Below are 17548 nucleotides of genomic sequence, written 5' to 3'. Positions count from 1 at the left end.
ATTTTAGAATATAATTATCGCGAGATTTACTATTTTCTTTTATTTAAACACTCGGAACTTAATATCAGATAATTGGTAATTCGACTTTATAGCCCTCAGTATAATCGGCGTAGTGAGGTCGTACACTGTTGAATTGCTCAATTTTAGTATTTTGCGGGAAGATTATTTTAAGCATATGCACATAAGTCTGGGCGCTAATGCACATATCTTGCATTAACCAGCCCCGACAGCTGGCGAATCGCGGCATTAGGTGATTTAGATCACATTTTAATATTTGAACTCCTGACATTCTTATTTCAGCAAACAAGATACACACTTTTTATTTCTGATGTTAATTCCAGAATAAAGAATTGGTTCCTCTTATTGAGTAATGCATCGTACAGTTAGCTGGAGATTACTTAACAATGTCCGACATTGAAATTAGACAGCAATCGCCTGGGGCGTTTTATATTAAAGTACACGACACTGATAATGTCGCTATCATCGTTAATGACAATGGCTTAAAAGCGGGGACGCGTTTTCCGGACGGTCTCGAGCTGGTTGAGCACATTCCACAGGGCCATAAAGTCGCCCTTGTCGATATTCCGCATCAGGGCGAAATCGTGCGTTATGGTGAAGTCATTGGTTACGCCGTGCGCGATATCCCACGCGGTAGCTGGATTGATGAATCGATGGTCGAGCTGCCAAAAGCACCGCCGTTGAATACCTTGCCGCTGGCCACCAAAGTACCTGAGCCGCTGCCGCCGCTGGAAGGTTACACCTTCGAAGGTTACCGCAATGCAGACGGCAGTGTCGGTACCAAAAATCTGCTCGGCATTACCACCAGCGTCCATTGCGTTGCCGGCGTAGTGGATTACGTCGTGAAGATCATCGAACGCGACCTGCTGCCAAAATACCCTAACGTTGATGGCGTAGTCGGCCTGAACCACCTCTACGGCTGCGGCGTGGCGATCAACGCGCCGGCAGCGGTGATCCCGATCCGCACCATTCACAATATTTCCCTTAACCCGAACTTCGGCGGCGAAGTGATGGTGATTGGCCTGGGGTGTGAAAAATTACAACCGGAGCGCCTGCTGCAAGGCACGGAAGATGTGCAGGCGATCCCGGTGGACAGCGCCAGCATTGTGCGTCTGCAGGATGAGCACCATGTGGGTTTCCGCTCGATGGTCGATGATATTCTGCAGGTTGCTGAGCGCCATCTGGCGAAGCTCAATCAGCGTAAACGCGAAACCTGCCCGGCCTCTGAACTGGTGGTAGGAATGCAGTGTGGCGGTAGTGACGCCTTTTCCGGCGTCACGGCAAACCCGGCAGTGGGGTATGCCTCTGACCTGATTATTCGCTGCGGCGGCACAGTAATGTTCTCTGAAGTCACGGAAGTTCGCGATGCGATCCACCTGCTGACCCCGCGTGCCATCAACGAAGAAGTGGGCAAACGCCTGCTGGAAGAGATGGCCTGGTACGACAATTACCTGGACATGGGCCAGACCGACCGCAGCGCCAACCCGTCGCCGGGGAACAAAAAAGGCGGCCTGGCAAACGTGGTGGAAAAAGCGCTGGGTTCTATTGCCAAATCCGGTAAGAGCGCCATTTCGGAAGTGCTCTCTCCGGGCCAGCGTCCGACCAAACGCGGTCTGATTTACGCTGCAACGCCGGCGAGCGATTTTGTTTGTGGTACGCAGCAGGTGGCTTCCGGCATTACCGTTCAGGTGTTCACCACCGGTCGCGGTACGCCTTACGGTCTGGTTGCCGTACCGGTTATCAAAATGGCGACCCGTACTGAACTGGCAAACCGTTGGTTTGATCTGATGGATATCAACGCCGGTACCATCGCCACAGGTGAAGAAACGATTGAGGATGTAGGCTGGAAGTTGTTCCACTTTATCCTTGATGTGGCCAGCGGTCGGAAGAAAACCTTCTCCGATCAATGGGGCCTTCACAACCAGCTGGCGGTGTTTAACCCGGCTCCGGTGACCTGATTTTATAAGAAAGCAGTAAACCTCACGTTAAGCATGGCTCCGGCCATGCTTTTTTTTTGCGCATTACTGCTCTTGTTTATCCAGCGCGTACTTATACAGCGCATTTTTCTTCACGCCGTGGATTTCTGCGGCCAGTGCCGCTGCTTTTTTCAACGGCAGCTCCGCTTGTAGCAACGCCAGGGTACGCAACGCATCGGCGGGCAGTTCGTCCTCCTGCGCTTTGTGGCCCTCGACGATCAGCACCATTTCACCTTTACGGCGGTTTTCGTCTTCTTTGACCCAGGCCAGCAGTTCGCCAACCGGCAAACCCTGAATGGTTTCCCAGGTTTTGGTCAGTTCTCGCGCCAGCACCACATACCGGGATTCGCCCCAGACGGCGACCATATCTTCCAGACTTTCCAGCAAACGGTGGGTTGATTCATAAAAAATCAGCGTGCGGCTTTCGGTTTCCAGCGCTTTTAGCGTGTCGCGGCGACCTTTAGATTTTGCAGGCAGAAAACCTTCATAGCAGAAACGGTCCGACGGTAAACCGGCGGCACTGAGCGCCGCAATCGCCGCGCAAGGACCGGGCAGCGGCACAACGCGAATTCCGGCCTCGCGGCAGGTACGCACCAGATGGTAACCAGGATCGTTAATCAACGGCGTGCCGGCATCAGAGACAAGCGCAATGTTCTGCCCCTCCCGCAGTTTGGCCACCAGCGTTTCGGCTTTTTGTTGCTCATTGTGATCGTGCAACGCAAACAACCGGGCATTAATGGCAAAGTGCTGGAGCAGTAAACCGGTGTGACGGGTGTCTTCCGCTGCTATTAAATCAACGGCTTGCAACACAGTCAGCGCACGTTGCGTAATATCAGCCAAATTCCCGATAGGAGTGGGTACAATATAGAGCTGACCTTGAGAATTCTCCGCCGATTCGTGTTGTTTCATTGTTTCATCCGTATTGCCGATTTAATATTGAGCATTGCGTAAAAAATATCACTGGATACAGTATGCTACCGTCAAGATATCTACGTTCGAAAGCCACACGCTGCCTGCCTGTGGTGCTGGCCGCCCTGCTGTTTGCTGGCTGCGGCACACAGTCTACCGACCAGAGCAGCACACATATGCAGGGCTCGGCGCAGGCTGACTCCAGTTTTTACCTGCAGCAGATGCAGCAAAGCACAGATGATAGCAAGACCAACTGGCAATTACTCGCCATTCGTGCACTGCTGAAAGAGGGGAAAACCCAGCAGGCAAGCGAGCTGTTCGCGCAACTGCCGCAGGATTTGAACGACAATCAGCGTAAAGAGTACGCACTACTGGCTGCTGAAATGAAACTGGCGCAGCAGGATTTTGCCGGCGCCCAGGCGCTGCTGGGTAAGATCGATCCTGCTGACCTCGAGCAAAACCAGCAAGCACGTTACTGGCAGATTGGCATCACTGCCGCACAAGGTAAACCCTCATTGACACTGCTGCGAGCGCTGGTTGCACAAGAGCCGCTGTTAACGGCAGCAGACCTGAAACAGAAAAATATTGATGCGACCTGGCAAGCGCTGTCCTCCATTACCCAGGACCAGGCGAAAACCTTTGTGATCAATGCTGATGAAGTCACCCTGCAGGGATGGCTCGATTTACAGCGTGTCTGGTTCGACAATCGCAACGATCCGACCATGCTGAAAGCCGGGATCGCCGACTGGCAGACCCGCTACCCGCAGAACCCGGGCGCGAAAATGCTGCCTACGCAGCTGGCAAATTTGCAGAATTTCAAACCGGCCTCAACAAACAAAGTCGCGCTTTTACTGCCGTTAAACGGTCAGGCAGCGGTGTTTGGCCGTGCGATTCAGCAAGGTTTTGAAGCCGCGAAAAATGGCGCATCCCCGGTATCGGGTCCGGCCGTACCGCAACAGGTAGCCCAGGCCGCCAGCACGGTGGTCAGCCCATCGCAAACCAGCGTGAGCGATTTAACAAATCCGTCCGCTCAACAGACTGCCGCCGCGCCGGATGCACAACAGGCACAGGCACCGGATAGCGCAGCGCAAACGGCAGCAGCAACGTCTGATGAAGCCGGGACCGATAACACCGCCCAGCCAGCAGAGGCCAATGTTGCTCAACCTGTCGCCGCACCGGCAGTGGCCGCAACGCCTGCCAACCCGTCTGCGGAGCTGAAAGTCTATGACACCAGTTCACAGCCGATGGATCAGATCCTTAACCAGGTGCAGCAGGATGGTGCCAGCATTGTGGTCGGGCCGCTGTTGAAAAACCACGTAGAAGAACTGATGCGCAGCCACACCACGCTGAATGTGCTGGCGCTTAATCAGCCAGAAAACATCGAGAACCGGGCCAACATCTGTTACTTCGCGCTGTCGCCTGAAGATGAAGCACGTGATGCCGCACGTCATATCCATGAACAGGGGCGCCATACGCCGCTGCTCCTTATCCCGCGCAGCGCGCTGGGCGATCGTATCAGCAACGCCTTTGCGCAGGAGTGGCAAAAACTGGGCGGCGGTGTAGTGCTGGCGCAAAAATTTGGCTCTACCGCCGAGCTGCGCATGGGCATCAACAGCGGCTCAGGTATTGCCATGACCGGCAGTCCGGTTGTTGCCAGTCTGCCGAAACAGCAGGGCGTGACCATTGGTGGTCTGAACATTCCGGCGGCCCCGAGCGATGCGCAAATCACCAGTGGCGGCAATGTTGACGCAGCCTATATTGTGGCCACGCAGGATGAAATTGCGCTGATCAAACCGATGATCACCATGCGCACCGGCAGCCAGAGCGGCGTCATGCTCTATGCCAGCTCGCGCAGCGCTCAGGGCGGTGCTGGCCCGGACTTCCGCCTCGAAATGGAAGGGTTGCAGTTTAACGACATTCCGATGCTGGCGGGCGCTAATCCGTCGCTCATGCAGCAGGCGCTGAAAAGCGTAAATAACGATTACTCGCTGGCGCGGCTGTATGCCATGGGTGCGGATGCCTGGTCACTGGCGAATAACTTTACCCAAATGCGTCAGGTGCCTGGGTTTGAACTCAACGGCAACACGGGCGATTTAACCGCGAATCAGGATTGCGTGATCAACAGGAAGTTGTCATGGCTCAAATACCAGCAGGGGCAAATCGTCCCGGCAAACTAAGCCGCAAACAGACCGGCGATGCGTGGGAAGCCAAAGCGCGTCGCTGGCTGGAGAGCAAAGGACTGCAATTTATCGCCGCCAATGTGCATGAGCGCGGCGGCGAAATCGATTTGATCATGCGTCACCGTCACTGCACCGTCTTTATCGAAGTACGTTATCGCAAGTCGGCCAATTTCGGTGGCGCATTAAGTAGCGTTACCCATGCCAAGCAAGTGAAACTGCTGCACACCGCCCGTTTGTGGCTGGCCCGGCACAATGGGAGTTTTGATACTGTGGATTGCCGGTTTGATGTGGTAGCCTTCACCGGAAATGAGGTTGAGTGGATACAAAACGCGTTTAATGACCACTCATAATTGCTGAATTATAGGGATTACCGTGCTCGAACGAATTAAAGTCTGCTTTACGGAAAGCATTCAAACTCAAATTGCGGCGGCAGAAGCCCTGCCTGATGCAATTTCACGTGCCGCCATGACAATGGTTCACTCCCTGCTGAACGGCAACAAAATCCTCTGTTGTGGTAATGGTACCTCCGCCGCCAACGCACAGCATTTTGCTGCCAGCATGATCAACCGTTTTGAAACAGAACGTCCCAGTTTACCTGCCATTGCACTTAATACCGATAATGTGGTCTTAACCGCGATCGCAAACGATCGTCTGCATGATGAGATTTATGCCAAGCAGGTTCGCGCACTCGGCCATACGGGCGATATTCTGCTCGCCATTTCTACGCGGGGCAACAGTCGCGATATCGTGAAAGCCGTGGAAGCAGCGGTGACGCGTGACATGTCTATTATCGCGCTGACGGGCTATGACGGTGGTGAGCTGGCGGGTCTGCTGGGGCCGCAGGATGTCGAAATTCGTATTCCTTCCCACCGCAGCGCACGCATCCAGGAAATGCACATGCTGACGGTAAATTGCTTATGCGATCTGATTGATAACACGCTTTTTCCTCACCAGGATGATTAAGGAGTACACATGAAGGCAATTACGCCCCTCGCAGTCCTTATTTCCGCGCTGCTGTTACAGGGTTGTGTTGGCGCAGTGGTGGTTGGTTCCGCAGCCGTGGGCACCAAAGCCGCAACAGATCCCCGTACTGTTGGCACTCAGGTCGACGACAGTACACTGGAATTGCGCGTAAACAGCGCGTTGTCGAAAGACGAACAGATCAAGAAAGAAGCGCGTGTGAATGTCACCGCCTATCAGGGTAAAGTCCTGTTAACCGGCCAGGCGCCGACGACCGATCTCTCCTCGCGGGCGAAACAAATTGCCGTTGGCGTAGAAGGCACGGTCGAAGTGTTCAACGAGATCCGTCAGGGCCAGCCGATTGGTCTGGGCACGGCCTCCACAGATACCTGGATAACGACAAAAGTACGTTCCCAGTTGCTGGGCAGCGATCAGGTAAAATCCTCCAACGTGAAAGTCACCACCGAGAACGGCGAAGTGTTCCTGATGGGGCTGGTCACCGAGCGTGAAGGCCGTGCGGCGGCAGATATCGCCAGCCGCGTTAGCGGTGTAAAACACGTCACGACAGCCTTTACGATCCTCAAGTAATAAAAAGCCCGGCGCACTGGCCGGGCTAACACTTTTCTGTTTTATCACCACAACGCAATCGCGCCGGTGATCACTCCACATAACGCCACCAGCAGCGCTGTCAGCCAAAGGGCTTTTGCCGGAAATGACTTACGCAGCATGATCAGTGACGGCAGGCTGACCGCTGGCAGAGTGATTAACAACGCCAGCGCGGGCGCCATGCCCATACCGGCCAGCATCATAGTCTGCACGATGGGAATTTCCGCCGCCGTCGGGATCACGAACAGACAACCCACAATCGCCATCGCAATCACCCACAGTAAGGTGTTATCAATAGCCCCCTCTGCATGTGGGAATAACCAGACGCGCGCAGCCCCCAGCACCAGCACGGCCAGGATATACACCGGAATGGTGCTCCAGAACAGCTGCCACAGCGCCCTAGCCCAGCGCGCCATAAAGCTGCCCTGCGGTTCCGGCAAGGTAATATCGATTGCGTCTGCCTGCTGCGGGTTCTCTTTCACCAGCGCCTGCACCAGCATCGCCACGCCCGTTACCGTCACCAGCCCCGCCACCAGGCGAATGACGGCAAAATGCCAGCCGAGCACAAAGCCCATAAATACTAGCGTGGCCGGGTTAAGCAGCGGGTTCCCCATCCAGAATGCCAGCGCACCGCCCATTGAAACGCGCTGACGGCGCATTCCTGCAGCCACAGGCGCTGCACAGCAGGAGCACATCATGCCCGGCAACGCGAACAGAGTGCCGAACAGCGTGCCGCTAAAACGTTGCTGCCCCAGCGTTCTGAGTAACCAGTCGCGCGGGATCAACACCTGAATCAATGAACCAAGCAGCACGCCAAGCACGGCGGCTTTCCAGACAGCGAGAAAATAGACCATGGCGTAATCGATCGCCGCTTTTATAGGGCTGGCATCCGCCTGGGCAAGAATGGATTTACCTATGCTGTGTGTTTCGGCAGCAGTGAAGGCTTTGCCATAATAAGGCTGCCATTTCACGTACCAAAGACCAACAATAACAACAAGAAAGAACAGTGCGGGTTTCCACCACTGAAAACGGGGTGCCGCCTGAGATGAAGACTGACCAGTCATAACATTCACCGGGGATAATGGAATTTTAAGCCTGCGAATAGTACGCCTGAAAAATTATTTTGCAAACGCGTCCCTGGCTGCGATCTCACGTAACTGTGCCGACCTGATGATTTGCACCCCCCTTTCATCAGAAGACAGAGACAACGCCAACAATGCGCGGGCAACATCCTGTGCGGCGATTGCACGCCAGTTACCCGGTAGCCAGCGGAAAAGCGGCGCAAGGAAAGATTCATTCAACCGCGGTCTCTGCCGATCGCCCAGCAACATCGACGGACGGGCGATGATTAGCGAAGGCCACTCCTGCGCTATCAGCGCATTTTCCATTTCACCTTTCACCCGACTATAGAAAAAAGGCGATCGCGGACTGGCGCTCAGCGAGCTGACCACCAGCATCTGTTTCGCCCCCAGCCGCAGGCCGGTTATCGCCGTGTCGACCACTAACGTATAGTCGGCATGAATAAATGCCTCTTTACTTCCCGCTTCGCGCTGCGTCGTTCCCAGGCAGCAAAAGACGGTATCCACCGGCTCTGTCACCTGTAGCAACGCATCGGTGAGCTGCGGATCGTGAGGATTGAAGACGCCGGGCGCATTGCTCAGCGGGCGCCGCGTTGGTGCGGCAATGGCAGTAACGCGCGGTTCGGTCATCAGCAGGCGCAGTAAGTGACCGCCTACCAGGCCTGTCGCTCCGGTCAGTAATACACGTCGCATTTCTCCTCCTTTGCAGATGAATCCGTGTTGCATTGTCCGCCTGCTGAACCAGGCTTACTGTTCTGGCGAGTTATTAGTATGGTTAACTCTCCACTCTGAAGCCAAAACAACGGAGGAATTATGAGCAAGAAAATTGCTGTCTTGATCACCGACGAGTTCGAAGATTCAGAATTCACTTCCCCGGCACAGGAGTTCCGTCAGGCCGGACATGAAGTTATCACCATTGAGAAGCAGGCGGGAAAAACCGTGCACGGCAAGCAAGGCGACGCCGATGTGGTCATCGATAAGGCGATTGATGAGGTTCGCCCGGCAGACTTCGACGCCCTGTTGCTGCCCGGAGGACATTCGCCCGATCATCTGCGCGGCGACGATCGTTTTGTCACCTTTACGCGAGATTTTATCAGCAGTGGGAAACCGGTGTTCGCCATCTGCCATGGGCCACAACTGTTGATTAGCGCTGATGCGATACGCGGGCGTAAACTCACTGCGGTCAAACCGATTGTCATCGATGTGAAAAACGCCGGGGGCGAATTCTATGACCAGGAAGTGGTCGTGGATCAAGACCAGTTAGTGACCAGCCGCACCCCCGATGATTTACCGGCATTTAACCGCGAAGCGCTGCGCTTACTGGGTGCCTGATGCCCGAAGCCAGTGAAGTTTTTTGCCAAACCCCAGCGTGTTGTCGGTGAATTTCACCTCGTTAAGCTGAATTTCCCACATGGGGGCTGACAACATGCGGGCGACAGGAAAGCGTCGGTTGTACTGCGCACGCGGTGCCGCGCTTTCCTCTCCTTCGAGACGGCGGATCTCACCGCTAAACTGCACGCCGCGGATCAGCGCAACAGTTTTAGGCTGGCCGTTGACCGTGCCCGCCACCGGTGCATGCAACCCTGTCATCTGGGCATGCCGGGTCTGATCTTCGCTGAGAACGTAAAACGCCACTCTCTGCGGATCATAAATATAAAACGCATTCGCGCACCATAACTCTCCCCGGTTTGCGACACACCATGTCACCACATGCTGCTTCGCCAGCCAGCGATTAATGGCTGCAAGAGTTTCCATTTTTGCTCTTCCTCGTGTTATTTTTCGTCGACATTAACATACTGAACGCTGTCATGACGCCCTGGTTTCTCTATCTTATCCGCACCAACGACAATACGCTTTATACCGGTATTACAACTGATGTTGCCCGCCGCTTTATGCAGCATCAAAGCGGAAAAGGGGCCAAAGCATTACGGGGGAAAGGCGCACTGGAGCTGGTCTTTTCAGCGCCGGTCGGCGAAAGATCGCTGGCGCTGCGGCTGGAATACCGCATTAAACAACTTAACAAGCGCCAGAAAGAGCGCCTCGTTGCCGGAGATGGCTCATTCGAAGCGCTGCGGGAAAGTTTGTTATCGCCTGGGGTTACAGGCGATTGAAGTGATCGGAATACTCCACCAGGCCGCTAACGCCGTTAAAAGCGTCATCAGCCAGACGATGCACCAGAAAAGCATCGGCGCTGTCCGGCCAGCGGCAGCGCAGCGCATACTGTGCGGCTTTTTCAAAACCGAGACGACCATAAAACGCGGGATCCCCCAGCGTCACTACTGCCGCATAGCCAAATTCATTGAGCGAATCCAGCCCTTCGTACACTAACTGGCGGGCAATGCCCTGCCCGCGGTATTGGTCGTCCACGGCCAGCGGCGCAAGCCCGACCCATTGCAGTTCTTCACCTTCGACCGTGACCGGGCTAAAAGCAACGTAGCCGATGACCTGCCCTTCATCATCCGTCGCGACAAATCCCAGGGTAATCAACCCCTCTTCACGCAGATCGTGTACCAGCCGGGCTTCGCCTTCGCCGCCGAAGCTGCGACGGAGTAACGCGTCGATACCCGGCGCATCAATGGGAATTTCAACTCTTATCAGCATGGCTCACCTACAGAAGGTTGTGTCGTTAGAGGCGGTGCTTGCAGACCCGCCTCAACAAATTCCGCCAACTGCAGCAGCATCACCCGCAGGGGCTTTGGCATCTGCTCCAGTTCAATCGCATCCATCAAATTCTTAACGTACAGCCCCAGCTCCGTGTCACCTTCAATAACCAGACGGCGCTGGAAGAAGAGTGTATCGGGATCCTGTTTGCGTGCCGCAATCATCAACAGGTCGCTGGCATCGGCGCTGAAACTCACATCGGCCTCTGCCGACTCGCGCACAATAAGCTGTTCATCCTCAACAGAGGTATACCACGTCAGGCCGATATCACGTACCTGAATACTTAACCAGCGGCCTTCAAGAAACTCAAGCTCTCCGTCCGCCAGAGCCTGTTGGAACTGCCAGCGCAGCACCTGCTCCAGTACCTGGCGCTTAATGGCGAAAGGCGTCAACTTAACCGGCACACTCAGTATCGACGGACCGAAGTGAACAAGATGTGAGCGCAATTTTTCCAACACGAGCTTTACTCCCTGAAATGATAATGGGGGCTATTCTGCCACATTAGCGCCCTTGCATAGCGGCGCAAATCAACAATTACACAATAAACAGGCCGCAATTATTGGCCTCGCCAATGCACATTTAACTGCCTCAAATCAAAAATTGTCGCAGGCAGGTTAACTAAAATCCCAGTTCATTAACAACTTAGCACCCTTAGGGGTTCGACCGGGCCACAGCGGCCCCAGACAGCAGGATACACTATGGAGTTGCTCTGCCCTGCCGGAAATCTTCCGGCGTTGAAGGCGGCCATTGAAAACGGCGCCGATGCTGTGTATATCGGCCTGAAAGATGACACCAACGCCCGTCATTTTGCCGGACTCAATTTTACGGAGAAGAAACTCCAGGAAGCGGTCAATTTTGTCCATCAGCACCGCCGCAAGTTGCATATCGCCATCAATACCTTTGCGCACCCGGACGGTTACCAGCGCTGGGAACGCGCGGTAGACATGGCGGCGCAAATTGGCGCCGACGCGTTGATCCTCGCCGATTTGGCGATGCTGGAATATGCCGCTGCGCGCTATCCGCACATTGAACGTCACGTTTCGGTGCAGGCCTCCGCTACCAACGAAGAAGCGATTCGCTTTTATCATCGCCATTTTGACGTCGCGCGGGTGGTACTGCCACGAGTGTTATCCATTCACCAGGTTAAACAGCTGGCGCGCGTTACACCGGTACCGCTGGAGGTCTTCGCCTTTGGCAGTTTGTGCATTATGGCGGAGGGTCGCTGCTACCTCTCCTCTTACCTGACGGGTGAGTCACCGAATACCGTTGGAGCCTGCTCACCTGCGCGGTTTGTACGCTGGCAGCAAACGCCGCAGGGGCTGGAGTCACGTCTTAATGATGTGTTAATCGACCGCTACCAGGATGGGGAAAACGCCGGTTATCCCACCTTATGTAAAGGGCGTTATCTGGTCGACGGCGAGCGTTACCACGCGCTGGAAGAGCCCACCAGTCTCAATACGCTGGAACTGCTGCCGGAACTGCTGGCAGCCAAGATTGCGTCGGTAAAAATTGAAGGTCGTCAGCGTAGCCCGGCCTATGTTAGCCAGGTGGCAAAAGTGTGGCGTCAGGCCATCGATCGCTGTATGGCCTCGCCGCAAAACTTTGTGCCGCAGCCCGCATGGATGGATACGCTGGGCTCAATGTCGGAAGGCACTCAAACCACCCTCGGCGCATACCACCGTAAATGGCAGTAGGAAGAAAATGAAATATTCATTAGGGCCAGTGCTTTACTACTGGGCAAAAGAGACGCTGGAGGATTTTTACCAGCAGGCCGCCGGCAGCGCTGCCGACGTGATTTATCTTGGCGAAACCGTGTGCAGCAAACGCCGTGCGACCAAAGTGGGCGACTGGCTGGATATGGCGAAAACACTGGCTGGCAGCGGCAAACAGGTGGTGCTTTCCACGCTGGCTCTTGTGCAGGCCTCTTCCGAGCTGAATGAGCTTAAGCGCTATGTCGATAACGGCGACTTCCTGTTGGAAGCCAGCGACTTAGGCGTGGTGAACCTGTGTGCGGAACGTAAATTACCGTTCGTCGCAGGCCATGCGCTTAACTGCTATAACGCGGTTACCCTGCGCCTGCTGCAAAAACAGGGCATGGTACGTTGGTGCATGCCGGTGGAGCTTTCCCGCGACTGGCTTGTCAACCTGCTTGAGCAGTGTGAAAGCCTGGGCATTCGCCAGCACTTTGAAGTGGAAGTGTTGAGCTACGGGCACCTGCCGCTGGCCTACTCCGCGCGCTGCTTTACCGCCCGCTCGGAAGACAGACCGAAAGATGAATGTGAAACGTGCTGTATTAAATACCCGAACGGGCGCAGCATGTTGTCGCAGGAAAATCAGCAGGTATTCGTCCTGAACGGTATCCAGACCATGAGCGGTTATGTGTATAACCTTGGTAATGAACTGGCGTCCATGAAAGGGATCGTTGATATGGTGCGTCTGTCGCCGATGGGTAATGACACGTTTGCCATGCTTGATGCCTTTCGCGCAAATGAAACCGGCGCAGCGCCGCTACCGCTGGCAGCAAATAGCGATTGTAATGGCTACTGGCGCAGATTACCTGGCCTTGCGTTGCAGTTGTAAATAAATAGCTCACTTTGTTAACAGCAATATACCGATCCTCATGCAGTATGAAAGTTGCAGCTTTTCTGGCCGGGTGCAGCACTTTGCGCCAGGCTGGAAGAAGACCTTCAATCTGATGACGATGCTGTAGCAAAGTGAGTCTTTTATGTCTGAGAAAGCCATTCCTTTTTCGGTGCTCGATCTGGCACCGATCCCGCAACATTCCAGTGCCCGCGAGGCATTCACCCATTCGCTGGATCTGGCGAAACTTGCCGAAAAGCGCGGTTATCATCGTTACTGGCTGGCAGAACACCACAATATGACCGGCATCGCCAGCGCGGCGACGTCGGTGCTGATTGGTTATCTGGCGGCGAACACACAAACCCTGCACCTGGGTTCTGGCGGCGTGATGCTCCCTAACCACTCACCGCTGGTGATCGCTGAGCAGTTCGGCACGTTGAATACACTCTATCCTGGCCGTATCGATCTTGGGCTTGGCCGTGCGCCAGGCAGCGATCAGCGCACCATGATGGCGTTACGTCGCCATATGAGTGGCGATATTGATAACTTCCCGCGCGACGTGGCGGAACTGGTGAACTGGTTTGACGCGCGCGATCCGAACCCGCCTGTACGCCCCGTACCGGGTTATGGTGAAAAGATCCCGGTGTGGCTGTTAGGCTCAAGCCTGTACAGTGCGCAACTGGCGGCGCAACTCGGCTTGCCCTTTGCTTTCGCCTCGCATTTTGCTCCGGATATGCTGTTCCAGGCGCTGCACCTTTACCGTACGCAATTCAAACCCTCCGAACGGCTGGAAAAACCCTACGCGATGGTGTGCATTAATATTGTTGCCGCCGACAGTAATCGCGATGCGGAGTTTCTGTTTACCTCTATGCAGCAGGCGTTTGTCCGGCTGCGTCGTGGTGAAAGTGCGCAACTGCCGCCACCTATCGAGAATATGGATAAGTTCTGGTCGCCGTCGGAGCAGTATGGCGTGCAGCAGGCATTGAGTATGTCGCTGGTGGGGGACAAAGCGAAAGTGCGCCACGGCCTCGAATCCATCCTGCGTGAAACTGGAGCCGACGAGATCATGGTGAACGGGCAGATTTTTGATCACCAGGCACGGCTCTACTCGTTTGAGTTGGCAATGCAGGTGAAAGAAGAACTATTGGGGTAAACCGTTCTTTGCCCGGCCCGCACGATTTGCGGGCCGGGCAAAGTGTCAGACGTTACTGGTAAACGGGTAACAGGTTAAAGCTGGACAGCAGATGTACGACGGCGTTACCTGCGCCAAAGAGCAGGATCAGGGCAATCATCGCTTTCCCGCCCCAGACGCGAAACGCCGGGCTGCCAAAGCGTTTACGGGAAGCGTTTGCCAGCAGCGCCGGAACAATGGCTGCCCATATGGTCGCTGCCAGGCCCGCATAACCAATGGCGTATAAAAAACCGTTCGGCCAGAGCACTCCACCGATAACCGGCGGGATGAATGTCAGCAGTGCCGTTTTAAAACGCCCGCGCGGCGAATCATCAAAACCAAACAGATCCGCAAGGTAATCAAACAGCCCCAACGTGACGCCCAGGAAGGAACTGGCAACCGCAAAGTTAGAGAAAATGACCAGTAGCAGATCCAGGCTGCGACTGTTCAGCACGCCGCTTAACGCCTGTACCAGCACATCAATGTTGCCGCCTTTCGCTGCGATCTCAATAAATGCAGGGCGCGGAATATTGCCCATCGTCACCAGCAGCCAGACAACATACAACCCCAACGCCAGCAGCGTGCCGTAAACCAGGCAACGGATGATGGTGCGGGGGTCTTTGCCGTAATATTTCATCAGACTAGGGACATTACCGTGGTACCCGAACGATGCCAGACAGAACGGCAGCGTCATTAACAAATAGGGCGTGTAGGACGCATTGCTTTGCGCCACATTGAACAGCGTGGCGGGCTGTACGTGCCCCAGCAGACTGCCGAAAGTGAGAAAAAAGGTGATCACTTTCGCGCCGAGGACAATCGCTGTCATACGGCTCACTGCGTGGGTGGAGAGCCAGACGATAAACGCCACCGCCAGCGCAAAGACAAAGCCTGCCAGACGAGCTGGCACATTCAGCGACATTTCCGCAAAGGTGTGATGCAGAATGGAGCCGCTCGCTGAAATATAGGCATAAGTCAGAATATAGAGAACAAAGGCAATGGAGGCGCCGTTGACCAGGTTCCAGCCTTTGCCGAGCAGATCTTTAGTGATGGTGTCAAAGCTCGCGCCGCTGCGATAGTTCAGGTTTGCCTCAAGGATCATCAGCCCGGAGTGCAACATGCAAAACCAGGTAAAAACCAGTGCCAGCAGCGACCAGAAGAACCACGCGCCGGACATCACCACGGGCAGCGAAAACATGCCTGCGCCAATGATCGTGCCGCCGATAATCACCACCCCGCCGAACAGCGAAGGGGAAGCCTGAGTGGTTGTCAGTGTCGACATCTGAAAAATTCTCCTGTGATGGTCAATGCCGGAAAGTGAAAACGCCACATTGTACCAGTACAGGAGTACATTACAGATAAAAAAAGCCCCAATCATTTCGATCGGGGCTGTATCTATTTCTTTACGCTATGTAACGCGAATTATGCGTCGTTACGGCGACGTGGGGCGCTGTCGTCACGATCGCGGCGCGGGGCACGACGTTCACCGCCGAAACCACGACCTTCCTGACGCTCACCGCTAAAACGGCGGCCTTCACCACCGCGACCGCCTTCACGACGTTCGCCACCGAAACCACCACCACGGCGCTCACCACCACCGCGACGTTCGCTACGCTCACGCGGCTGTGCATCGCCCAGCAGTTGCATATTCATCGGCTTGTTCAGAATACGCGTACGGGTAAAGTGCTGCAGAACTTCGCCCGGCATGCCTTTCGGCAGTTCGATAGTGGAGTGGGTACCGAACAGTTTGATGTTACCGATGTAACGGCTGCTGATGTCACCTTCGTTCGCGATGGCGCCAACGATATGACGAACTTCAACACCGTCATCACGGCCCACTTCAATACGGTACAGTTCCATTTCGCCAACATCACGACGCTCACGGCGCGGACGGTCTTCACCAGCACGTTCCGGACGGTCGCCACGCGGGCCACGATCGTTACGGTCGCCGCGGCGTTCGAAACGCTCATCACGCTCACGGAACTCGCGACGCGGACGCATCGGCGCATCCGGCGGCAGGATCAGTGGACGTTCGCCCTGAGCCATTTTCAGCAGTGCAGCGGCCAGCGTTTCGATATCCATCTCTTCTTCGGAAGCAGGCTGGATTTTTGCCAGCAGTGCACGGTACTGATCCAGATCGCTGCTTTCCAGCTGCTGCTGAACTTTAGCGGCGAATTTTTCCAGACGGCGTTTGCCCAGCAGTTCTGCGTTCGGCAGTTCCACTTCCGGAATGGTCAGCTTCATCGTACGTTCAATGTTGCGCAGCAGACGACGTTCGCGGTTCTCAACGAACAGCAGTGCGCGGCCGGCGCGACCCGCACGACCGGTACGGCCAATACGGTGAACGTAGGATTCAGAATCCATCGGGATGTCGTAGTTAACGACCAGGCTGATACGTTCAACGTCCAGACCACGTGCAGCAACGTCGGTTGCGATCAGAATATCCAGACGACCATCTTTCAGACGTTCCAGCGTTTGCTCACGCAGCGCCTGGTTCATGTCACCGTTCAGCGCGGCGCTGTTGTAGCCGTTGCGCTCCAGCGCTTCAGCCACTTCCAGCGTTGCGTTTTTGGTACGGACGAAAATGATCGCCGCATCAAAATCTTCCGCTTCCAGGAAACGCACCAGCGCTTCGTTTTTGCGCATGCCGTACACCGTCCAGTAGCTCTGGCTGATGTCCGGGCGTGTGGTCACGCTGGATTGAATGCGCACTTCCTGCGGCTCTTTCATAAAGCGACGGGTGATGCGACGAATGGCTTCCGGCATGGTTGCAGAGAACAGAGCGGTCTGATGACCTTCCGGGATCTGCGCCATAATGGTTTCAACGTCTTCGATAAAGCCCATGCGCAGCATTTCGTCTGCTTCATCCAGCACCAGACCGCTCAGTTTAGAGAGATCCAGCGTGCCGCGTTTCAGGTGATCCAGCAGACGACCCGGCGTACCGACGACGATCTGCGGCCCCTGGCGCAGGGCGCGTAATTGCACGTCATAACGCTGGCCGCCATACAGGGCAACCACGCTTACGCCGCGCATATGTTTAGAGAAATCGGTCATGGCTTCAGCAACCTGAACCGCCAGTTCGCGGGTCGGAGCAAGCACGAGGATCTGCGGCGCACGCAGGTCCGGATCGATGTTGTTAAGCAGTGGCAGGGAAAACGCTGCGGTTTTACCGCTACCAGTCTGGGCCATACCCAGCACGTCACGACCAGAAAGCAGGTGCGGAATGCACTCAGCCTGGATCGGAGATGGTTTTTCGTAACCGAGATCGTTAAGGGCTTCAAGGATAGGAGCCTTCAGGCCCAGATCTGCAAAAGTGGTTTCGAATTCAGCCATGTAGTACAAGTGCCTCTATGTCATTGGCGGCCAGTCTACATAACTCATCGTGAAAAAAATTAGCAATTTTCATTGAAA

General features: G+C 55.1%; 19 protein-coding genes. 10 read left to right on the top strand and 9 right to left on the bottom strand.

The features are described from left to right. Positions 1 to 404: 404 nt before the first annotated feature. Positions 405 to 1976, top strand: a complete 1572-nt coding sequence (gene garD / locus ACUY4S_RS03125) for a galactarate dehydratase (protein WP_312691263.1) — start codon at positions 405 to 407, stop codon at positions 1974 to 1976. A gap of 63 nt (positions 1977 to 2039) precedes the next feature. Here the strand turns inward: garD and rsmI are convergent, their stop codons facing one another. Beyond that, complete coding sequence (rsmI, locus tag ACUY4S_RS03120; protein ID WP_312691262.1) at positions 2040 to 2903, bottom strand: 16S rRNA (cytidine(1402)-2'-O)-methyltransferase; 864 nt, start codon at positions 2901 to 2903, stop codon at positions 2040 to 2042. A 62-nt stretch (positions 2904 to 2965) separates the two neighbouring features. On the opposite strand from rsmI, the gene ACUY4S_RS03115 reads away from it, so the two are divergent. The 4 genes from ACUY4S_RS03115 to dolP are packed head-to-tail and all read left to right on the top strand — an operon-like array spanning position 2966 to position 6631. Beyond that, positions 2966 to 5080 carry a penicillin-binding protein activator gene (locus ACUY4S_RS03115; RefSeq protein ID WP_458022857.1) on the top strand — a complete coding sequence of 705 codons (2115 nt, stop codon included), beginning with the start codon at positions 2966 to 2968 and terminating at the stop codon, positions 5078 to 5080. Further along, on the top strand, positions 5038 to 5433 hold the full coding sequence (locus ACUY4S_RS03110) for a YraN family protein (protein ID WP_312691260.1): 396 nt from the start codon (positions 5038 to 5040) through the stop codon (positions 5431 to 5433). The genes ACUY4S_RS03115 and ACUY4S_RS03110 overlap by 43 nt, the downstream gene beginning before the upstream one ends. 22 nt (positions 5434 to 5455) lie before the next feature. Beyond that, positions 5456 to 6046, top strand: a complete 591-nt coding sequence (diaA, locus tag ACUY4S_RS03105) for a DnaA initiator-associating protein DiaA (protein ID WP_040016590.1) — start codon at positions 5456 to 5458, stop codon at positions 6044 to 6046. Positions 6047 to 6055: 9 nt separating this feature from the next. After that, positions 6056 to 6631 carry a division/outer membrane stress-associated lipid-binding lipoprotein gene (gene dolP / locus ACUY4S_RS03100; protein ID WP_458022856.1) on the top strand — a complete coding sequence of 192 codons (576 nt, stop codon included), beginning with the start codon at positions 6056 to 6058 and terminating at the stop codon, positions 6629 to 6631. A gap of 44 nt (positions 6632 to 6675) precedes the next feature. Here the strand turns inward: dolP and ACUY4S_RS03095 are convergent, their stop codons facing one another. Then, on the bottom strand, positions 6676 to 7713 hold the full coding sequence (locus tag ACUY4S_RS03095) for a permease (protein ID WP_458022855.1): 1038 nt from the start codon (positions 7711 to 7713) through the stop codon (positions 6676 to 6678). Between the two features lie 54 nt (positions 7714 to 7767). Beyond that, on the bottom strand, positions 7768 to 8421 hold the full coding sequence (locus tag ACUY4S_RS03090; protein ID WP_312691257.1) for an NAD-dependent epimerase/dehydratase family protein: 654 nt from the start codon (positions 8419 to 8421) through the stop codon (positions 7768 to 7770). A 120-nt stretch (positions 8422 to 8541) separates the two neighbouring features. Here ACUY4S_RS03090 and ACUY4S_RS03085 point away from each other — a divergent pair, with 120 nt between their 5' ends. Further along, positions 8542 to 9060, top strand: coding sequence for a type 1 glutamine amidotransferase (locus ACUY4S_RS03085; protein ID WP_312691256.1), 519 nt, complete (start codon positions 8542 to 8544; stop codon positions 9058 to 9060). Here ACUY4S_RS03085 and ACUY4S_RS03080 read toward each other — a convergent pair. Further along, on the bottom strand, positions 9046 to 9483 hold the full coding sequence (locus ACUY4S_RS03080) for a YhbP family protein (protein ID WP_312691255.1): 438 nt from the start codon (positions 9481 to 9483) through the stop codon (positions 9046 to 9048). The genes ACUY4S_RS03085 and ACUY4S_RS03080 overlap by 15 nt on opposite strands. Positions 9484 to 9536: 53 nt before the next feature. Here ACUY4S_RS03080 and ACUY4S_RS03075 point away from each other — a divergent pair, with 53 nt between their 5' ends. Then, entirely contained in the window at positions 9537 to 9839 is a 303-nt protein-coding gene (locus ACUY4S_RS03075; RefSeq protein ID WP_312691254.1) for a GIY-YIG nuclease family protein, read from the top strand. Here ACUY4S_RS03075 and ACUY4S_RS03070 read toward each other — a convergent pair. Together ACUY4S_RS03070 and ubiT are read right to left on the bottom strand one after the other, a co-directional pair. Further along, entirely contained in the window at positions 9826 to 10329 is a 504-nt protein-coding gene (locus ACUY4S_RS03070; protein ID WP_312691253.1) for a GNAT family N-acetyltransferase, read from the bottom strand. The two genes, ACUY4S_RS03075 and ACUY4S_RS03070, sit on opposite strands and share 14 nt — an antisense overlap. Next, positions 10323 to 10847, bottom strand: coding sequence for a ubiquinone anaerobic biosynthesis accessory factor UbiT (gene ubiT / locus ACUY4S_RS03065; protein ID WP_312691252.1), 525 nt, complete (start codon positions 10845 to 10847; stop codon positions 10323 to 10325). The genes ACUY4S_RS03070 and ubiT overlap by 7 nt, the downstream gene beginning before the upstream one ends. Positions 10848 to 11087: 240 nt before the next feature. Here ubiT and ubiU point away from each other — a divergent pair, with 240 nt between their 5' ends. The 3 genes from ubiU to ACUY4S_RS03050 all read left to right on the top strand — a co-directional run bounded on the left by ubiU (position 11088) and on the right by ACUY4S_RS03050 (position 14122). After that, positions 11088 to 12083 (top strand): ubiquinone anaerobic biosynthesis protein UbiU, encoded by a 996-nt coding sequence (gene ubiU / locus ACUY4S_RS03060; protein ID WP_458022854.1) that lies wholly within the window; start codon positions 11088 to 11090, stop codon positions 12081 to 12083. 7 nt (positions 12084 to 12090) lie between these two features. Further along, entirely contained in the window at positions 12091 to 12969 is an 879-nt protein-coding gene (locus ACUY4S_RS03055) for a U32 family peptidase (RefSeq protein WP_312691250.1), read from the top strand. A 145-nt stretch (positions 12970 to 13114) separates the two neighbouring features. After that, complete coding sequence (locus ACUY4S_RS03050) at positions 13115 to 14122, top strand: luciferase-like monooxygenase (protein ID WP_312691249.1); 1008 nt, start codon at positions 13115 to 13117, stop codon at positions 14120 to 14122. Positions 14123 to 14174: 52 nt separating this feature from the next. On the opposite strand, the gene mtr is transcribed toward ACUY4S_RS03050, so the two are convergent. The 3 genes from mtr to yrbN all read right to left on the bottom strand — a co-directional run bounded on the left by mtr (position 14175) and on the right by yrbN (position 17543). Continuing rightward, positions 14175 to 15419: a tryptophan permease gene (mtr, locus tag ACUY4S_RS03045; RefSeq protein ID WP_312691248.1), complete on the bottom strand. Its 1245-nt coding sequence runs from the start codon at positions 15417 to 15419 to the stop codon at positions 14175 to 14177. Between the two features lie 140 nt (positions 15420 to 15559). Then, positions 15560 to 17470, bottom strand: coding sequence for a DEAD/DEAH family ATP-dependent RNA helicase (locus ACUY4S_RS03040; RefSeq protein ID WP_312691247.1), 1911 nt, complete (start codon positions 17468 to 17470; stop codon positions 15560 to 15562). Beyond that, entirely contained in the window at positions 17463 to 17543 is an 81-nt protein-coding gene (gene yrbN / locus ACUY4S_RS03035; protein WP_097400725.1) for a protein YrbN, read from the bottom strand. Before yrbN ends, ACUY4S_RS03040 begins: the two co-directional genes overlap by 8 nt. Positions 17544 to 17548: the final 5 nt, after the last annotated feature.

This window comes from Kosakonia beeri (assembly GCF_054165705.1).
The sequence above is the reverse complement of the archived record's forward strand: the minus strand, read 5'-3'. Positions and strand labels throughout refer to the sequence as shown.